The following is a 19451-nucleotide window of genomic DNA, read 5'->3' as shown; positions in this document are numbered from 1 at the left end:
GTTTGCTCTCGGATTTATTTTATGGGGGATCAGTGAGTCATTTTGTTCTGGTTCCGAAGAATCCTTGTTGTTTGACAATCTGAAAACAAAAAATGAAGAAAAAGTTTTTGGTAAGGTATATGGTAAAGGAAATTTTTTCTCAAGTATAGGAGTCGCCTTGTCTTGTTTGACAGGTGGTTTCCTTTCATCTCTAATAACCTATAAGGGTGTATTGTTGCTTTCTGTTTTATTTATGATAGTTTCTATCCTATTAGTAACAAAGTTTAGGGAAGTAAATTATTTCAAGATGAAGAATGATGATAAGCCAGACGATGATCATCTAAACCCATTAGGGACTCTATTTGAAGCCACTTTGGTATGTGTTAGAACTAAGCAGTTATTAATGGTTATCCTAATGTTAGTGTTAGTAATAGGCACTTCGGGTATACTTGACGAATATGACCCAATTATTGTAAAAAGTTATAATGTAAATCTTGGAATCATTGGCATTTGGATAAGCATTCGTTATGTGTTAGAGGCTATAGGGGCAAAGTTTGCATACCTTTTTAGGTCGATGTTTTCAAGAATAGGTATTAAGAGTGATTTTTATACAGTGTGTCTGGTATGCTTAACTTCAGGAATTCTATTGTTAGTATTTGGGATAGGCAGTAGTATTGTATTGATTCCTTTGTATGGAATTTTCTATCTGTTTATGGCATCTGCAGGTGTTATACAAGAGGAATATGTCCAGCAAACAATAGACGAGCAGGGCCGTTCGACAGTGCATTCAATAATTTCACTGTTGCATAATATATATGGAATACTATTCGTTTGCGTAGTTGGTTTATCAATCTCCAAAGTTGGTATTCATTTAGGAATTACTGTTATCTCGATATATATTCTTATTTTAACCGTGTTTTTGTACTCAATATACAGAATTTATACCAGAAGATGAATAATTTAAAAGAGTAAATAATGGTTAAGGTGTCAAAACTATATAGTTGAACTTTCACATACAATGTATAGTTATGAATGTATCAACGTAATCTATATATTGTATGTGAATTTAGTGAAACTTAGTTTTTACCCTATAACCAATAATGATTTAAAAAAATGAGAAGCTATGCTAATTTGGCTAGCCTCTCATTTTTCTAATAAGGAGTATCAAAAAAAATCGCAATATGACCTGGTATGTGGGAACACGTCTATCAGTAGTAGATTTTGAATAATTAAGACCGAGAGAAGACAAAGTTACCAAACTCGAATTAATATCTACAGCATCTTATGTGCCACCTTCTACTATAAGAAAATCTGATGTAATGGTTGCAAAGAATTATTTAGTTGAAGATGAATTAAATAATTTAAATAGAATCATGACAGATGATTAATTGGGAATATGAAAAAGTAATAGGCAAATGGGGAGATTATGATTGTTTTGGCACAATTTTCTATTAAGGGTTGTTACCAGTAATAGGTAATTGTATAATTAAAAGTATCTTATAAAAGAAAGCCTAGGTAGGAATATGGAGATGCAATACTATAAAAATAGACACTTAATTATGATTAATTTCGTTATCGTATTTGGTTGGATTATGTCATTTCCTTATGAAGGACCCGTTATGTATGCCATGATTTATGAAAAAGGATTAGATGGCATCTTTCTTAATAGGGTAACCGTCTTTTTTGTGTTTTTAGGACTTTTTACAGGCAGATTCATATCAAAAGATATCGTTTCTGCTAAGAAAGTCATCACAGTATGCACGGGGATGGCCCTGGTAATCAGTCTTTTTGTGCCTTTTATACCAATCCATATATGGAATTACCTTATTCCTTTTCTAGCTTTTATAACCGGAATCGTCCTTTCTGTTCATGGCTATATGATCAAGGGCTATATTTTAGCAAAATCAAGAAGTAGAATGGTTGCTGATGTATTGATTTATGCCAATGTTATGTTGGTCGCTGCCCATATTCTTGCCAATAATACGTCGCCTCTATTTAGTTATATCATTATTGAGGTCCTACTTATAGTCGCTTTTGTAGCGGCCCTTCATATTAATACTAATGAGAAGTTAGTAAGAACCCTTTTATATGAAACAGGAAAAGAAACTTCAATAAAAAGTTATTGGATTTTATTTTTGTTTATTTTTGTGATTACCATTAATTCAGGCATTATGTTCCAAGTAATTTATCCCTATTTTAGTCAGTTCACAGTATTGACCAGTATTTATACGAATATCCCTTATATTTTAGCTATATATCTTTTATCAAGGATTTATAAGAAATGCAAATTTTATTTGCTATATGTCGGGCTTGCTTTATGGGGAATTACTTTTATTCTTTTTGCGTTTATGGGTCAAACAGCTTTGGGTTTTATTATTATTTGCTCAACCATGCTTTTTGCTGCTGGTATTTTTGATTTGTTTTGGTGGAGTGTTATGGCCAATAACTTTGACAACGTAAAAAGTCCTTCTTCTCTATTTGGCTTGGGTCTTTCGATTAATGTGTTAGGTGTATGGGTAGGGGGTGTGATTGGTAACGCTTTAGTATCTCTGGGTGCCAATAAAGAAGCTCTGTCATTTATGGGGTTGTTTGTTGTTGTTATTTCTATGCTGATTATTGTACCCCTTAACAACAAACTATCAAGCCAATTAGAATATAATGAATTCATTGTTGAAATTAGTTATATAGAGAAAAATGATATGAGAAAGTTTACAAATGACGCAAAAGAACTTTTGTCTAAAAGAGAGCGGCAAGTATTTGATCTTTTAATTAAGGGTAAGACGGACACAGAAATCAGCAAGATCTTATACATAACCCATCATACCATTAAGACCCATAATAGAAGTATTTATAAAAAACTGAATGTGTCCAATCGAATTGAGTTGATTGATAAAATAGTGGAAGCTTCTAATTAAGAATGGAAGCTTCCATTACCTATTTAATTAAAAATCAACCCATTCTCATCCTATACAGATATATATATTTTTTATAAAATATAAGTGTTAACGAGTAGTCTAGACTATTAGATTAGCCAAGGGTTAAGATGGAAGAATGTATCATTGTTATTTGTTCTAATGTGAATCATTGGGATGTGTAATAATGATCATTCAAAGTAAAGGAGGAGGCACATGACAATTTATAGAAAAGAGAAGGGTTTAAGGAGGCGTAAGTTAATTGCAATATTGATGGTATTTCTGTTTGTTTTCAGTGTGAATGGGATGACAGTTAATGCAGAAGGGAAATTGATTCCAATAACAGGAGTCGTATTAAATGATCAGTTGAATTTTCGACTTGATAGTAAAACGGTTACGCCAGTAGGAGATGACGGGACGCCTGTGCTACCAATCTCTTATAACGGTACTACTTACCTGCCTGTTCGGGCTATTGGTTATTTGATGAGCTTAGGTATCGATTATGAATCTACAACAAAAACAGTCTTAATTACAAGTACTTCAAGAAAAGCAGCGCCTGTCGCTCAAAGCACTAAAAAAAGTAATACTTTAATTCCTATATCCAACGCTGTTTTGAATGAACAGTTAAACTTTAAACTAGACGGTGCATCTGTTGTTCCTGTTGGAGACAATGGCACCCCAGTGCTGCCAATCTCTTACAATGGAACAACCTATCTTCCTGTAAGAGCCATAGGATATTTGCTGAACCTAGGTGTCGATTGGGAAGGTGGCACGCGAACTGTTATTTTAAACAGATCTGAATCTACAGGAGTTAATAATAATACCAGTGCTAAAAAATGGGTTTTGGTGGATGTAATTGTCACTCAGTGGCAGGAAAAAATTAATGCATTTAATAAAGAAAAACCTGGTCAGCGTATAACCTATAACTATGTTGATAACACTAGAACAGGTATACATACTATAAAAGCGACCCAAACCTATAATAATAATGGTAACCCTTTGTCCCATGGTGGAACATTTACATGGGCTGATCCACCGAAAACGATTATACCATATGAAACGTTTAAACTCAGGGTAACAACAATACAAGATTTTTCGGATCACATTAATATGAAGTCAGTTGGGAAGATGGTAGTTGACCTGGTGACGCTTAACCAAGAAGGTACTGTTGTATCTGGTGGTTATGGTTTGAAGAACAGTGATAATAACGAAGCACATAGCGCTTATGCTAATGGTGTAAGCACAAATGGTATACAACAAGGTGGTGAACTTGTGGGTGTTATACAAAGAAATAGTGCATTAGCGAGTGAGTATCGCCAAGCGATAAGGGTAACAACTTATTTATCAACTGTGCCTTTAGAGATGTTCTATGTGTATGAATATAAATAATAACAGGGACGGTTCTTTTGGTCAGGGAACAATAACAACCGTCCCTGTCCCTCCTGTCTGAAAAGAAAGAAAAAATTTCTAATGTTAACTTGAATAACGATAGAATGCTTATATATGAAGCGTTACGCCAATTGCCCGCAGGAGAAAAAACTCCTGAAGGGCATTTTCTATTTAGGGTTTATTTAGGGTTTGTTATTTATGATAGAGAAAAGGAAAAATAGAGATCTGAAGCCTCCTTTAGAGATGGTTTGCCACAAAGAATATCATCTATAAGATTTACAAAGGAATATGTATCGAACATGACTTCCAGATATGGATTTTTCTTTTGAACTTATTTCAAATCTTCGTATGAATAAATTATAACATTTGTTATAATAAAAAGAGGTGTATTGGAGGTTTATAAAAAGAAAATAGCTCAAAGGGTTAGAAAAGTCAGAAGGAAGCTGAATATGAGTCCATTGGAGGAACAACAATGATTACAGGTGAGTTACGAAGCAAGATAGATAAAATATGGGAGATATTCTGGACAGGTGGCATTACCAACCCACTGTCAGTGATCGAACAGTTTACCTACCTATTATTTATAAAAGGACTGGATGAAAAACAAACAGATTTAGAAAGAAATGCGGAGCTACTAGGCATTGAAGTCGATAAAATATTCGGTGAGGAACAAGAGAACCTGAGATGGCACAAGTTTAAGCAATTGAGCGCTTCGGACATGTATGACATGGTTTCAAAAAATGTCTTTCCATTTATCAAAACCATGCATGGGGACAAGGATTCAGCATTTACCAGATATATGGACGATGCCATCTTTATGATCCCAACACCACAAATGCTCGAAAAAATAGTGACGAATATTGATTTGTTGCCTTTATCAGATGGAGATACAAAAGGTGATTTATATGAGTACTTGCTGTCAAAAGTAGCAACAGCAGGAACCAATGGACAGTTTAGAACACCAAGACATATCATTAAGATGATGGTAGAGCTGATGAAGCCAACACCAACGGATATTATAGTTGACCCAGCGGCTGGATCAGCCGGTTTTTTAGTGGAAGCCGGAGAGTACCTAAAAAGAAACAATGAAGATTTGTTTGCCATAAAAGAATTAAAAGACCACTATAACAACGACATGTTTTTTGGTAACGATATGGACAGGACCATGCTTCGTATCGGTGCCATGAACATGATGCTGCATGGTGTAGAAAAACCCAATATTGAATACAGAGACTCTCTATCTGAGAAGAACATCGATGATGAAAAATATACCTTAGTCCTTGCCAATCCACCTTTCAAAGGTTCACTAGACCATGAAAGTGTGGCAGCAGGGCTTCTTAAAATAACCAAAACGAAAAAAACAGAATTACTCTTCTTAGCATTATTCCTTAGAACACTGAAAAAAGGCGGCCGTTGTGCCTCTATCGTACCGGATGGTGTTCTTTTTGGTGGCTCTAATGCCCATAAATCTATACGAAAAGAAATCATAGAGAACCATCATTTGCACGCCATTATTTCCATGCCAAGCGGTGTGTTTAAGCCCTATGCAGGGGTATCCACAGCCATTATGATTTTCACTAAGACCGGTGCCGGTGGCACAGACAAAGTCTGGTTCTATGATATGCAAGCAGATGGCTTGTCTTTAGATGATAAAAGACAACCCATAGTGCAAAACGATATTCCGGACATCATCAGTCGCTATCACAGTAGAATGGAAACAGAACAAGATCGAAAGAAGACAGAAAAATCCTTTTTCGTCACCAAAAAAGAAATCCAGGATAATGGATACGACCTATCGATTAATAAGTATAAAGAAGCAATTTATGAAAAAGTGGATTATGAGTCACCAGCTGTTATTATGAAAAGAATAGATAGCATAGATGAAGAAATTGTAACCCTTAAACAAGAACTAAAGACAATGCTAAATTTAGATTTGTAGGGATGATTATGAAAATAGAAAAATGTGGTTTATTATTTACAGACGGCAACTGGATTGAATCTAAAGATCAAGCTAGTGAAGGTATAAGACTAATCCAAACAGGAAACATAGGTAATGGAAAATTCCTAGAAAAGGAAAATCGTTCAAAATATATTTCAGAAGAAACATTTTTGAATCTTAAATGTACTGAAATATTTGCTGGGGATATTTTAATATCCAGATTACCAGAGCCAGTTGGAAGAGCGTGTATAATTCCTGAAAAAGAGGAGCGGATGATTACAGCAGTAGATTGTTCGATTTTGAGAGTTGATGAAAATGTAGTAGATAAGAAATATTTATTGCATTTTTTGAAATCACCTGTATACTTTCAGGCTTTGGCAGGTAAACTTGCAGGTACTACTAGGGTCAGAGTTAGTAGGAAAAATCTGGGACTAGTTGATATCAAAATTCCAGATAGATATACTCAAGAAAAAGTAGGAAATATACTAGATTGTCTTGAAGTGATTATTGATAAAAGAAAGTCACAAATTGAACTTTTAGATAGCCTCGTCAAATCCCGATTTGTCGACGTGTTTGGTGATCCAATATCGAATCCTTTTGGATGGAGTGAGGATAACCTTAGCAATATTGGTGTGCTTGGTAGAGGCGTATCTAAGCACCGACCAAGAAATGCTCCAGAATTACTGGGTGGAATGTACCCTCTTATTCAGACAGGTGACGTATCAAATGCAGACCTGTATATAGATGATTTTACTTCTACATACTCTGAATTAGGATTGAAGCAAAGTAAGATGTGGAGCAAAGGAACCCTATGTATAACTATTGCTGCGAATATCGCTAAAACAAGTATTTTGAATTTTGATTCATGTTTTCCAGATAGCGTAGTAGGTTTTGATCCTAGTGATAGGACAAATAATATTTTTATGCATTATTGGTTCAGTTTCTTTCAGCAGATGTTAGAGAGCCAAGCACCAGAGTCTGCACAGAAGAATATTAATTTAAGAATCCTTAGTGGGTTGAAAGTAATTGTACCACCAATAGATATACAAGAAGGATTTGCTGATTTTGTACAAAGAGTTGACAAATTAAAACTTGAAGTCCGAAGATCATTAGATGAGACTCAAGTTCTCTTTGATTCATTGATGCAACAATATTTTGAATAGCATTTATGTTAGGAATTCACACAGAAAGTATATTTGATAATGAAATTTTATTTATTATCCATATACAATACGAAAGGGTGGGAAGATGGCTAGTAGTAACATAATAAAAGAACTAGTGAATGAAGAAATCTCGATAAAAAAGGCCTTATATCGACTACTTGTAATTGCATCAGATATAGAGGATGAGGGTTTATCTGATTGGATTGAGAAGGAATTAAATGGATATTCAGTTAATGATAAAGATATTCCAGATTATAGAATAGTAAGATCATCAAACATAACCTACTCGGGATTGAATGGTAGTTTTCAGGTAAAAAAACTGCCATTGCCATTCCATTATATTCCAGAGGAGTATAGAGAATCGTGTTTTAACAATTTAATTATTGACAGTGTTGATTCACTTGAACAAATGAGTATTGCTGATGGTGAATTTATGAGGGATCTCACAGCATTTGCTCCAATGGTTTATAAAGAAACAGGAATTCAATGTTTTAATATTCAGGCTAATTATTCGAGTAACACATATACTGACTTAATAAATATCATAAAAACCCGTTTATTAAAAATATTGCTAATGCTGGAAAAGGAGTTAGGAAACCTAGATTCACTTGATATACCGAGGTCTGAACTTACACCAGAAAAAATGACACTACTTCATGATGCAATAAACGTAATAATAAATGATAATTCGGTAAAGATTGGTGATAATAATTCAATAGAAGAGTCAAGTTTTAAGGTTGGAGATGCTGATGGGAATTAAAATAGGTGATAATAATAAAATAAAGAACGCTACTTTTATTGATAATAAATCTGAAAAATCAGATGATTCACATAATATCTGGGATTACATCATAATACCTATTATTGTTACTGTAATCGGAGGATTAATAACTGCTTATGTTCAAGGGTGGCTTGGAATGTAGATATTATGAATATATGTTGGGTAATGGTCAATTGTATAAAGCCCTACAAATTGAAACTTGAAGTGCAGAAATCATTAGAAGAAATACAGCTACTTTTTGATTCATTGATGCAGCAATACTTTCAATGATTTTTTGGTTCTAATACGAAAAATTAATTAACATGGTCGAATCGGGAGGGGTGCTATGGTTATAAAAGGTAGATTAGTTAAAAGAGTATCTTTAAGAGATAGAAGTGAAATTATCTATATACATGGTCCTAAGCGATATACTCCACGTGAAAAATTACAAGATTGTATCTGGATAGTCACTATTGGAGATCCAGATGATAAGCCATCTGTTCCACATGCTCACGCAAGAGAGATCGGATATAGGCTGAATGCATGGACTGGAGATATATATCCAGCAGGAAGCGAACGAGAAAAAACTATAGGAAAATTAAAAAAGAAAGAACTTAGTAAATTGCATACGGATTCTGATTTTTTGGCTTTTACGAAAAAGCAAATCGAATGGTATAGATCAGCAAACCCTCACATAAGATTTTATGTACCAGAATGGTTCGACGTGAAGACTAGACAGTTACATTTGGTCGCAATAAATCATAAAAATGAAGATGATAAGTTTGTTTTCTTAGGGAGAGCCGTTATTAATAAGGTATATATGAATTGATGGTGTATCTTTTTGATTCTATTTAGTAGGGAACATAAAGAAGTTCGATAAATTTTAATTAATCGAATCATCCATACAAATTGAAAGTTATCAAAGCTAAAGGAAATACTGACGCATTGCTAAGCATTAGACATTATTCATTCGGTAGTGATTCCTATTTTACAGAATCATTACATTGTTTTGGAGGTTAGACATGAAGGACATAAAACTGACTAAGCCAAGTCTACTATATCAATCGACTTTTCTTGATTTTGTTAAAGATGTGAAGGAAAGTGGCTATGAATCATATACGCACTACGTCAAAGCTGAAAAGAATTTTTCTGAATTTATGAATGAGCTTATTGATATGAGTGAAGGCGTTAATATTAAAAAAGGGTGGGCACCTTGTAGTAGTTATTGGCTAATAGATAATAATGAAGAAGTAATTGGAGTAATTAGAATAAGACACAGAGTAGATAATGATTCTTTAGAGATGGCAGGTCACATTGGATATGAAATAAAAAGCTCCAAAAGAAAAAAAGGCTATGGCCAAAGGCTGCTTGAATTAGGGTTGATGGAGGCAAGAAAGATCGGATTGCAGAAAGTACTGATAACATGTGATGAAGATAATGTTGCCTCAAAACGAATGATTGAAAAATGTAAGAGTAAGTATAAGAAAAGTATTTTTGATGAAGAATCAGGGAAAAATATACTTCAGTATGAAGTTGATACCGTTTATGACTAGCGGACGGGGTCAATGGTTTTAGGCCTGTAATTCTAAGAGATGCTTTTATTTGATATAATAAGAAAATCAAAGTTAAGTATAGATTTCAAGGAGAGTACAATGAAAAAGCATGTTATAAACATTGTCCTATTGATGATAGTAGTATTATTCACCAGTTGTAGAACAGACGATGGCAGTATAAATGAACTAAGAGTTGAAAAAGATAGTCTAAACAACCTACAAGAATCTTCTGAGAGTGAGTTTACATTTCGAGAAGATGATGAGGATACACTTGTTAATGTCCAGACACCTAGTGAAGACTTCCTATACATAAACACTGAGGGCACAAATATTGCAGACCGGATTAATTGTCCGGAGGGATTTGTAAGGATTGATGTCAGTAGAGATTCATTTGGATACTACCTTAGAAATCTTGAACTGAAGCCAGATGGTTCGGATGTAATGCTGTATGACGGAAGTAAAAAAGCCAATCAAAATGTTCATGTAGCGGTACTTACTGTAGAAGTAGGTGATAGAGACCTGCAGCAATGTGCGGATGCGACAATGCGCTTGTGGGCAGAATACCTAAGAAGTGAAGGGCGTGATGAGGAAATTCATTTTAACTTTACCAATGGTTTTCGGGTTGACTACAGTAAATGGATGGAAGGATACAGGGTTAAGGTGGATGGCAATGATGTATCATGGATAAAAAGCAAGGAGCCATCAAACACTTATGAAACGTTTATGGACTGTTTGAAAATCATCTTTATCTATGCAGGTACTTTATCACTCAGTGAGGAGTTGGAATCAGTAGCGTTAACGGATTTGCAAATAGGAGATGTGTTTGTCCAAGGTGGAAGCCCAGGCCATGCAGTAATTGTAGTGGATATGGCAATTAACATAGAAACGGATCAAAAAATATTTTTACTTGCACAAAGTTATATGCCCGCTCAGGATATTCATGTACTCATCAATCCAAATGATGATGATTTAGGGCCTTGGTATATACTAGATGACAGAGATATATATTTAACGCCTGAATGGAAGTTTGATAAAGATAGCTTAAAAAGATACAGATAAGTTCTTATTCTAGCAGTAAATCGCAAATATATTCTGATTTATAGGTAAAGTTACCATTGATAATTTTAATAGGTAAGAAATTGGGGGTTGAGCAAGTTCAACACTTGCTAGGTCATCAACAAATAGATACAACAATGCGGTATGCGATGGTTAATCAGAACAATGTTAAGAATTCGCATAAAAAATATATAGGATAATACCTAAGGATAGAGGGGAGACTATCATGTGTTATAACTTTGATTTTCTAAAAAAAGAAGAAAAATATAAGGACTTTGCCCATGCCTGTATAGAAGCGGAGAAGAGCATGGTGGTATCTTATGCCAGTACAGCGATTCTTGCACGTAGAGCCTTAGAGCTGGCAGTCAAATGGGTCTTTTCTTATGACCATGAACTGGAAGCGCCTTATCAGGATAACCTTGCTTCTTTAATTCACGATTACCGTTTTAAAGGCATCATTGATACCAAACTTTTTCCCATGATTACCTACATTCAAAAGCTGGGTAACAAAACGGTCCATTCAGCAACGCCAATCTCAAGAGACCAAGCGGTATTAACCCTTCGTAATCTGTTTGAGTTTATTTCTTGGATCGATTATTGTTATTCCGATGAATACGAAGAGGTTGCTTTTGATGAAAGCCTACTTGGAGACAATGAAAAAGAAAGAAAAACCAAAGATGAACTGCAAGACCTCTATGAGCGTCTTGGCTCAAAAGACCGTAAGCTTGAAGAAATCATCAAAGAAAATGAAACTCTAAGACGTGAAAATGCGGCGAAACGGGTGAATAATAAGAAAAACCGTGATTTTAAGGTTGATGAGATTTCTGAGTTCAAGACCAGAAAAATGTACATTGATCTTGAGATTGAATTATGTGGATGGACCATTGGCAAAGACTGCCTTGAAGAAGTTGAAGTAGAGGGTATGCCCAATCAAGCAGGTATTGGTTTTGTAGATTATGTATTATATGCAGACAATGGTAAGCCACTGGCGGTGATAGAAGCTAAGAAAACCAGTGTGAATCCTAGAATGGGTCAGATTCAAGCCCAGCGTTATGCAGATTGCTTAGAAAAAGAACACAAATTCAGACCCATGATATTCTATACCAATGGCTTTGAGTATTATTTATGGGATGACCGCAGCTATCCGGAACGCTTGGTATCAGGCATATACACCAAGGAAGAACTTGAGTGGCTACATTTCAAGAGAAAAAATAAAGCAACCTTAAAAGATCCTGTGATTAATGATGCCATTACCAACCGTCACTATCAAAAGATGTCCATTACAGCGGTTTGTGATACTTTGGATAAAGGCAATCGTAAGGCACTTCTTGTCATGGCAACAGGTTCTGGTAAGACAAGGGTATCGATATCCATTGTGGATGTCTTGATTAAAAAAGGCTGGGTTAAAAATATTCTTTTCCTTGCAGATCGTACGGCTTTAGTGAAGCAAGCGAAGAAGAACTTTAAGGCATTATTACCTGAGCTTTCTCTTTGTAACTTGCTTGATAGTAAAGACAATCCGGAGAGCAGAATGATTTTTTCAACCTACCCAACCATGATGAACGCTATTGACGATGTGAAGAATAAACGAGACCAAAAGCTCTTTACCAGTGGGCATTTTGACCTCATTATCATCGATGAAAGTCACCGAAGCATTTATAAGAAGTATCAGGATATTTTTAATTACTTTGATGCTATTTTATTAGGCTTAACAGCAACGCCTAAAAGTGATCTTGATAAGAACACTTATACTATTTTTGAACTTGAAAACAATGTGCCAACGTATGCTTATGAGTTAGGTGAAGCCATAGAAGATGGTTTTTTGGTGCCTTATCATACCCTTGAAACGAAGATGAAATTCTTAGAACAAGGTATTCATTATGATGACCTTACTGAAGAAGAAAAAGAAATGTTTGAAGAAACCTTTGATGATGATGTTAAAGACATCAGTGGTGAAGCCTTAAACTCATTCTTATTTAATGACAATACCATCGACACGGTTATCCAAGAGTTGATGGAAAAAGGCCTTAAAGTAGAAGGTGGCGACAAATTAGGGAAGACCATTATCTTTGCTAAAAATAAGAAACATGCAGATTTTATTGTAAAGCGCTTTAATGCACTTTATCCAAATTACAAAGGTGATTTTGCAAAACCTGTTTATACAGGTATTAATTATGTGGAAAGCACCATGGATGATTTTGAAGTGAAAAACAAACTCCCTCAGATTGCTGTGTCTGTGGATATGCTGGACACTGGGATTGATATTCCAGAGATTCTTAACCTTGTTTTCTTCAAAAAAATTCGTTCTAAAACAAAGTTTTGGCAGATGATCGGTCGTGGCACCAGACTGTGTGAAGATTTGTTCGGTGTTGGCATGGATAAAGAAAGCTTTAGAATCTTTGATTACTGTGGTAACTTTGAATTCTTTAGAATCAATAAAAACGGTAAAGAAGCCAAGATGATGAAGTCACTAACAGAGAACCTTTTTAATATCCGTATAGGCATTATCAAAGAGCTTCAAAACTTAGATTATCAAAGAGATGATTGTATAAATCACAGAAAGGCATTGATTGAAGGGATATTAAAAGAAGTCAAGGCTGTTGATGAAAGTAAATTCAATGCTAGGCTAAAGCTACAGTACTTGCATAAATTCAACCAGGAGAATGCTTTTATAAGTCTGACAGATGCGGATGTTAGAGCATTAGAAGAGCAGGTTGCCCCACTTGTACCAAGTATAGATGACGATGAGTTGGCTAAGCGGTTTGATTATTTGATGTACACCTTTGAATATGCAGATTTAAAAAAGGTACCTGCATCCAAACCCAAGCACCGAGTGGTAACAACAGCAGAGAAGCTAACCTATAAAGGTAGTATTGATAAGGTTAAAGTACAGGAAGCTTTAATTAATAGAGTTCAGACCAATGAATACTGGGAAGAAGCGGATATCTTTGATCATGAAGAAGTGCGTGAAGCCTTTAGAGAATTGATTAAATTCTTAGACAGCAAGTCCGGTGAAATCTATTATACCAATTTTACCGATGAAATTATGGAGCAGAAAGAAAGCACAGGCGAATACTCTGTGAATGATATGCAAAGTTACCGTAAAAAGGTGGATAAGTATTTGATGGAGCATCAAAATGATCTGGTCATCTATAAGCTACGCAATAATAATCCTTTGATGGAAGAAGATATTAAATACTTAGAAAAAGTATTATGGCAAGACTTAGGAACAAAAGATGATTATGTCAAAGAGTTTGGTGATGAACCACTACTCAAACTGGTGAGTAAAATTGTAGGCTTAGACCCACAAGCAGCCAACAAAGTGTTTTCTGAGTTCTTATCGGATGGAAGCCTTAATATCAATCAAATGGAATTTGTGAAGTTGGTGGTCAATTATATGATTAAAAATGGCAGCTTGGACAAACGGGTTCTCAATGAACATCCCTTTAACAAGCGTGGTAATGTGATGCATCTATTTGACGGCAAGCTTACTGTAGCCAAGCGTATTATAAGTGCTATTGATCAGATTAATGGCAGGTTGAGTGTTTAATCACAATATTTGCGCTAGAATTGATGAAAAAAAATCAAAAAGTGATATGGGTTTATAAATTCTAACTACAAAGAAGCTTGATTCATTTTTCGATAATAAGAATTAAGTTCCTTCAAGTTCTTTATGATGCTATTTTTTAATGCATCTGGATATATTGAAAGGATCTGTTTTCCATATGAGATAAAATAACTTGTAATGAAACGTTCTTCTCCTTGATTGTAATATCCGCTAATATAAAATCGACCCTCAATTTTTTCTAGTTTCATTGACGGATAGTTTTCTTTGTGAAACATATCGACACCTTTTTGTGTGATTTCCACCTTGAAATCAATTGCATCAGTAGTTTTGAAAATCTCATAACCTGACTTTTCAAGTTCGAATAAATTTTTGGAAGCATATTGTTTGGATTCCTTTAAGTTCAGTATTCTATCACAGCGAAAGACAATAGGCTTCTTTAATTGAAAATCGTAGGCAGTTGAGTACCATTGGCCAAACGTAGAAGAAATATTAAAAAACTGCACAAAATAGGATTGTGTAATTAAATCCTTCTCGTATTCAACCTCACACACCTTATTATCAATTGAAGATGTTAATATTTCTTTTAAAAATTTACTTTCATTATAATGCTTAATGCCACCCATTCTTAGTATGCTCTCCATTTTTCGAAGCTGACATTTTTTTTCATCAGACAAGCACATTTCAAACTTGTTTTTAAGTGTAACTGTAGATAAATGAAAGGGAGTTGTTTGATAATCGCTCAGGGTTAGCATAGCAAAGTAGAGTGCATACATTTCATCAACAGTGAAAACAATAGGTGACAGCAATCGATTAGGAAGGATACTATAAAACCCATTTCTACCTAACTGAGAATAGATTGGCATTCCGATTTCTTCAAGAGATTTTATATCTCGCAGAGCGGTGCTTTTTGAAACGTGGTACTTATTGATAATATCTTTTAGATTAAAAGCGTTTTTACCATTTAGATATATCATCATATCATTTAGTCTTTCTGATTTATTCATATAACATTACTCCCTTTATTTAATGGTGTCATAATATGATACCATTAAATAGTATAATTAGGCTATAAAAATAAAGGAGACTATCTATGAAGGCAAGAGAAGAATTCTATAGAATTATAGCAACACTATAGATCAAGCTGGCGAATTATAGTCCTTTATAAAATTTTAGGGGGAAAGATAAGATGAAACTATTTTTAACATCGTATTTCAAATGTGTAGCACCCTTGCTTACAAATTATATTCAATGTGAAGGAAAAAAAGTTGTATTTATCACCACTGCAAGCAAGCATGAAAAAGTTAATTTCTACGTCAAAGCAGATAAAGACGCACTTTTAAAACTCGGATTTGTTGTGGAGGAGTTAGATGTGTCAATTGAAGAAGCAGTAGAAGTTCAAGAGAAGATAAAAGCATGTGATTGTGTATTTGTTGAAGGGGGTAACACATTTTATCTTCTTCAAGAATTAAAACGTTCAGGTGCAGATAAAGTGATTTTAGAACATATACAAAACAATAAAATGTATATTGGTGTATCTGCAGGTTCAATGGTTATTTCAAAAAGCATTGAATATGTAAAGCACATGGATGATCCTACATGTGCGCTAGAGTTGAAGGGAGAATACTCGTCGTTAGGTGCTGTTGATTTCTGCATTGTGCCTCATTATTCAAATCCACCTTTTAAAAAAGCAGCTGATAGGATTATCAAAGAATATACGAACTGCTTAACCTTGTATCCCATTAGCAATAACCAGGCTGTTGTTGTTGAAGGTGGTAAAACTGAGGTGATTACTGCCTAACATATTGAATACGTAATAATCATAAAAAGCATACATTCGACCGTATTCGATTGTCTGCTTTTTATTTGCGTCTCTTTAATTCAGATATATAAAATATGAGTTTATGGTTAAAGTGTCAAAAACTAAGTTTCTCTAAAATACATACAACATATAGATTACGTTGATACACTCATAACTATATATTGTATATAAAAGCTCAATTATATAGATTTGACACTTTTGTTATGTTAAGATGTAAAAAAAGACCAATTTCAAAAACTAAAGAGGGTGATTTTACGTATGGAGATTGAAAAATATAAAAGAATATTTGATGCCCAACAAGGTGTGATAAAACTAGCTGATTTCACAGCTGAAGGATACCATAATACAGTTTTGGATAGACTAATCAAGGATGGTTATGTAAATAAGTTGAAGACAGGTTATTATGAATGACTTTACCAAGAGCCTGTATCGGAGGGCGTAATCATAACAAAATTATTTCCAGAAGGTATTGTGTGTATGGATTCGGCGTTTTTCATTTACGACTATACAGATAAGACACCGTTAACATGGCATATTGCAGTTAGTAGGAATAAATCGAAGAGCAAATACAAAATAGACTATTTACCGATGAAATTTTATTTTATTAAGGAAGAATTCATGAAAATAGGGAAGTCAGAAGTACTGTTTGAGAATCAACCATTGCCGGTATTTGATAGAGAAAGAACAATTTGTGATATCATGAGATTTGAAAGAAAAATGGACAAAGAAGTATTTAATAAAGCGATTAAATCTTATGTTAATGACTCAAAGAGAAATATTACAAATCTTATGGACTATGCAGAAGTGATGAATATAAAGAAAAAAGTAAGTAGGATAATGGGGATGTGGATGTAGTGAAGAATGAAAAGTCAATATTACAAAAACTTAAAAACAGAGCGAGAGTAAAAAGATTACCTTATCAGTTGGTTCTCCAGTTGTTTTGCCAAGAAGAATTTCTGAGACGATTATCTGTATCTGAATTTAAAGAAAATTTAATTTTAAAAGGCGGATTATTTTTATTTTCATATAAAGTTGTCCCACTTAAGTATACTTAAAGTCGATTTGCACATAGCAACTTATATGTTAAGATGTAGTTAAAAATAAACCTTAGGAGAGAATACAATGGATAAACTGAAATTAGCGCTAATTGGTTGCGGAAAGCTCAATGAAATCGTAGCCAAGGCATTGAAAGATGGCTACTTGCCAGAATATGAACTCGTTGCTGTAATGGGAAAAGATTATGATCGTACCAAAGCATTTGCAGAACATCATGGCTGTATGCCTTGTGCGGACATTAACGAACTCATGGCGTCTAAACCGGATTTTGTAGCAGAAGCTGCATCTGTAAAATCAATACAAGATTTTAGTGAAACCGTATTAAATGGTAGTTCCAATCTTGTTGTGCTTTCAATTGGCGCATTCGCAGATCAAGAATTCTATGAACGCGTTAAAAATACAGCGGCACGTAACAACCGTCGTGTATATATTGCAAGCGGTGCTGTAGGTGGGTTTGATATTCTACGAACGGCTGCACTTATGAGCCCTATAACAGCGTCCATTAGCGCACAGAAAGCACCAGGATCCTTGCATCATTCACCACTATATAAAGATGGATTATTAGAGATCACAAAACGTGAGCAGGTATTTACAGGCACAACCAAAGAAGCTATTGCTATCCTTCCAACCAAGGTTAATGTAGCAGTGGCCACGGCTCTAGCTAGCGCAGGTCCTGAAAATACAATGATGAATATTGATGCAGTACCAGGCTTTGAAGGTGATGAATACAAAATCGAGATTCAAGGTGAAGAGATAAGAACTGAACTGAATATATATTCGAAAACGAGCAAAGTAGCCGCTTGGAGTGTGGTAGCTGTTCTGCAAAATGCCGTATCACCAATTGTTTTTTAGGAGGTAAATCAATATGTTCAAAAAATTAGTTGCAATTGAACCCATTAGTTTGATTCCATCAGCACAGCAAAAACTACATGATTATGCCAAAGAAGTCATCCTATTTGATAATATACCTAAGAACAACCTAGAAATCATTCAACGAATTGGCGATGCAGATGCCGTACTTCTTAGTTATACGACTTATATGGATAAGGAAGTGTTGGATGCTTGTCCTAATATCCGATATATTGGCATGTGTTGTAGTTTATATTCCGCCCAAAGTGCCAATGTGGACATTCCTACAGCCAATGCTAAAAATATTACGGTATATGGCATAAGGGATTATGGCGATCAGGGCGTTGTTGAATATGTAATTAGCGAACTTGTTAGATACCTACATGGTTTTGGTGACAAGCAATGGAAAGCGCTTCCTATGGAGATTACGGATTTAAAAGTTGGTATAGTTGGCCTTGGTACTTCTGGACAGATGACGGCTGTGGCACTACAGGCACTGGGCGCAGATTTATATTATTATAGCCGTACCCGTAAACCGGAAGAAGAAGCAAGAAATATTAAATATCTTCCATTGAAAGAACTATTAAGCACGGTTGATGTTGTTTGTTCCTGTTTGAATAAGAACGTTATTTTATTTCATGAAGAACAATTTGAATCACTTGGAAATAACAAAATAATGTTCAATACATCTATAGGTCCATCCCATGACCTTCCTGCTCTTGAAAAATGGCTTGAAAAGGGTGGTAATGAATTTTTCTGTGATACATTAGGCGCACTAGGAGACAATACTGGCAAGTTGCTTTCTCATGCTCATGTCAATTGCATGGGCGTGTCCTCGGGAAGAACAAAGCAAGCCTTTGATCGTTTGAGTGAAAAGGTACTTGATAATATTAAGTTGTTTTTAAAGGATCATGGATTGAATTAAATAAAGTGAAAATTGAAAGATTTGAACAGGCAAAAGAGAGAAGGTTTCTTTTGCCTGTTTTTTATTGGTCTAAAGAAATAGGAATCTGTTGTGAATAAAAAGGTGTTCATTTTTATAAAATGATACCTTTAAAAAGTATATCGATGCGTTGAATAAATATTGAAAGATTAAGTTGATTTTGTATTATAAGATGAAATGAGGAAAAATAAACAGATTGGAGGATAGAAAAAGTGAATTTACCAACATTTTTAAAAGAAGTAGATGGGCTTACTTCAAAAAGGTAACCGTGTGGAGAAGTTTTTGATAGATGCACAGTCTATGGTAGAGGATGACGTTGTCTTATCGAAAATGCTAGAAAATTTGTAAACCAGCACCCGGCTTTGTATGAAATTAGATTCCGGTGAAAATGATAAAATGTTCAATATAGGTATGGAGGCTCTCGAAAAAATCCCTGAAGTTTTCGTAATCAGAAGTAAGATTGCT

Annotated in this window: 18 protein-coding genes and 1 pseudogene; 18 read left to right on the top strand and 1 reads right to left on the bottom strand. The window is 34.7% G+C overall.

What is annotated here, in order from left to right:
- The 12 genes and pseudogenes from P0N36_RS10985 to P0N36_RS10930 all read left to right on the top strand — a co-directional run.
- The coding region (locus P0N36_RS10985) for an MFS transporter (RefSeq protein WP_275842895.1) at window positions 1–934 on the top strand (934 nt) is incomplete at its 5' end.
- A gap of 574 nt (window positions 935–1508) precedes the next feature.
- Window positions 1509–2894 carry a LuxR family transcriptional regulator gene (locus P0N36_RS10980; protein WP_275842894.1) on the top strand — a complete coding sequence of 462 codons (1386 nt, stop codon included), beginning with the start codon at window positions 1509–1511 and terminating at the stop codon, window positions 2892–2894.
- 213 nt (window positions 2895–3107) lie between these two features.
- Window positions 3108–4280, top strand: coding sequence for a copper amine oxidase N-terminal domain-containing protein (locus P0N36_RS10975; RefSeq protein ID WP_275842893.1), 1173 nt, complete (start codon window positions 3108–3110; stop codon window positions 4278–4280).
- A 472-nt stretch (window positions 4281–4752) separates the two neighbouring features.
- Window positions 4753–6219, top strand: coding sequence for a type I restriction-modification system subunit M (locus P0N36_RS10970; protein ID WP_275842892.1), 1467 nt, complete (start codon window positions 4753–4755; stop codon window positions 6217–6219).
- A gap of 8 nt (window positions 6220–6227) precedes the next feature.
- Window positions 6228–7382: a restriction endonuclease subunit S gene (locus P0N36_RS10965; RefSeq protein ID WP_275842891.1), complete on the top strand. Its 1155-nt coding sequence runs from the start codon at window positions 6228–6230 to the stop codon at window positions 7380–7382.
- Between the two features lie 85 nt (window positions 7383–7467).
- Window positions 7468–8142 carry an AbiTii domain-containing protein gene (locus tag P0N36_RS10960; protein ID WP_275842890.1) on the top strand — a complete coding sequence of 225 codons (675 nt, stop codon included), beginning with the start codon at window positions 7468–7470 and terminating at the stop codon, window positions 8140–8142.
- Window positions 8132–8305, top strand: a complete 174-nt coding sequence (locus P0N36_RS10955) for a hypothetical protein (protein ID WP_275842889.1) — start codon at window positions 8132–8134, stop codon at window positions 8303–8305. Before P0N36_RS10960 ends, P0N36_RS10955 begins: the two co-directional genes overlap by 11 nt.
- Window positions 8306–8488: 183 nt before the next feature.
- On the top strand, window positions 8489–8971 hold the full coding sequence (locus P0N36_RS10950) for a hypothetical protein (protein ID WP_275842888.1): 483 nt from the start codon (window positions 8489–8491) through the stop codon (window positions 8969–8971).
- Window positions 8972–9164: 193 nt separating this feature from the next.
- The gene (locus P0N36_RS10945) at window positions 9165–9695 is read left to right on the top strand and encodes a GNAT family N-acetyltransferase (protein WP_275842887.1); all 531 of its coding nucleotides are present in this window, start codon (window positions 9165–9167) and stop codon (window positions 9693–9695) included.
- A 99-nt stretch (window positions 9696–9794) separates the two neighbouring features.
- Window positions 9795–10754, top strand: coding sequence for a DUF4846 domain-containing protein (locus P0N36_RS10940; protein ID WP_275842886.1), 960 nt, complete (start codon window positions 9795–9797; stop codon window positions 10752–10754).
- 83 nt (window positions 10755–10837) lie between these two features.
- A pseudogene (locus tag P0N36_RS15690) lies at window positions 10838–10951 on the top strand (integrase); the annotation flags it as partial.
- Window positions 10952–10977: 26 nt separating this feature from the next.
- A complete protein-coding gene (locus tag P0N36_RS10930; RefSeq protein WP_275842885.1) occupies window positions 10978–14301 on the top strand; it encodes a DEAD/DEAH box helicase family protein in 3324 nt (1107 codons plus the stop codon).
- Window positions 14302–14366: 65 nt separating this feature from the next.
- Here P0N36_RS10930 and P0N36_RS10925 read toward each other — a convergent pair whose 3' ends face one another.
- Complete coding sequence (locus P0N36_RS10925; protein ID WP_275842884.1) at window positions 14367–15323, bottom strand: helix-turn-helix transcriptional regulator; 957 nt, start codon at window positions 15321–15323, stop codon at window positions 14367–14369.
- 182 nt (window positions 15324–15505) lie between these two features.
- Between P0N36_RS10925 and P0N36_RS10920 the strand changes: the two genes are divergently transcribed.
- From P0N36_RS10920 to P0N36_RS10895, 6 genes are all read left to right on the top strand, one after another.
- Window positions 15506–16117, top strand: coding sequence for a Type 1 glutamine amidotransferase-like domain-containing protein (locus tag P0N36_RS10920; RefSeq protein ID WP_275842883.1), 612 nt, complete (start codon window positions 15506–15508; stop codon window positions 16115–16117).
- A gap of 279 nt (window positions 16118–16396) precedes the next feature.
- Complete coding sequence (locus tag P0N36_RS10915; protein WP_275842882.1) at window positions 16397–16549, top strand: type IV toxin-antitoxin system AbiEi family antitoxin domain-containing protein; 153 nt, start codon at window positions 16397–16399, stop codon at window positions 16547–16549.
- A gap of 66 nt (window positions 16550–16615) precedes the next feature.
- Window positions 16616–16993: a type IV toxin-antitoxin system AbiEi family antitoxin domain-containing protein gene (locus tag P0N36_RS10910; RefSeq protein ID WP_275842881.1), complete on the top strand. Its 378-nt coding sequence runs from the start codon at window positions 16616–16618 to the stop codon at window positions 16991–16993.
- Complete coding sequence (locus P0N36_RS10905) at window positions 16993–17193, top strand: hypothetical protein (protein WP_330684012.1); 201 nt, start codon at window positions 16993–16995, stop codon at window positions 17191–17193. Before P0N36_RS10910 ends, P0N36_RS10905 begins: the two co-directional genes overlap by 1 nt.
- Window positions 17194–17260: 67 nt before the next feature.
- Window positions 17261–18046: an aspartate dehydrogenase domain-containing protein gene (locus tag P0N36_RS10900; RefSeq protein WP_275842880.1), complete on the top strand. Its 786-nt coding sequence runs from the start codon at window positions 17261–17263 to the stop codon at window positions 18044–18046.
- Between the two features lie 13 nt (window positions 18047–18059).
- On the top strand, window positions 18060–18968 hold the full coding sequence (locus P0N36_RS10895; RefSeq protein WP_275842879.1) for a D-isomer specific 2-hydroxyacid dehydrogenase family protein: 909 nt from the start codon (window positions 18060–18062) through the stop codon (window positions 18966–18968).
- Window positions 18969–19451 lie beyond the last annotated feature (483 nt).

This window comes from Petrocella sp. FN5, from assembly GCF_029210395.1.
Lineage (GTDB): Bacteria > Bacillota > Clostridia > Lachnospirales > Vallitaleaceae > Petrocella.
The sequence above is the reverse complement of the archived record's forward strand: the minus strand, read 5'-3'. Positions and strand labels throughout refer to the sequence as shown.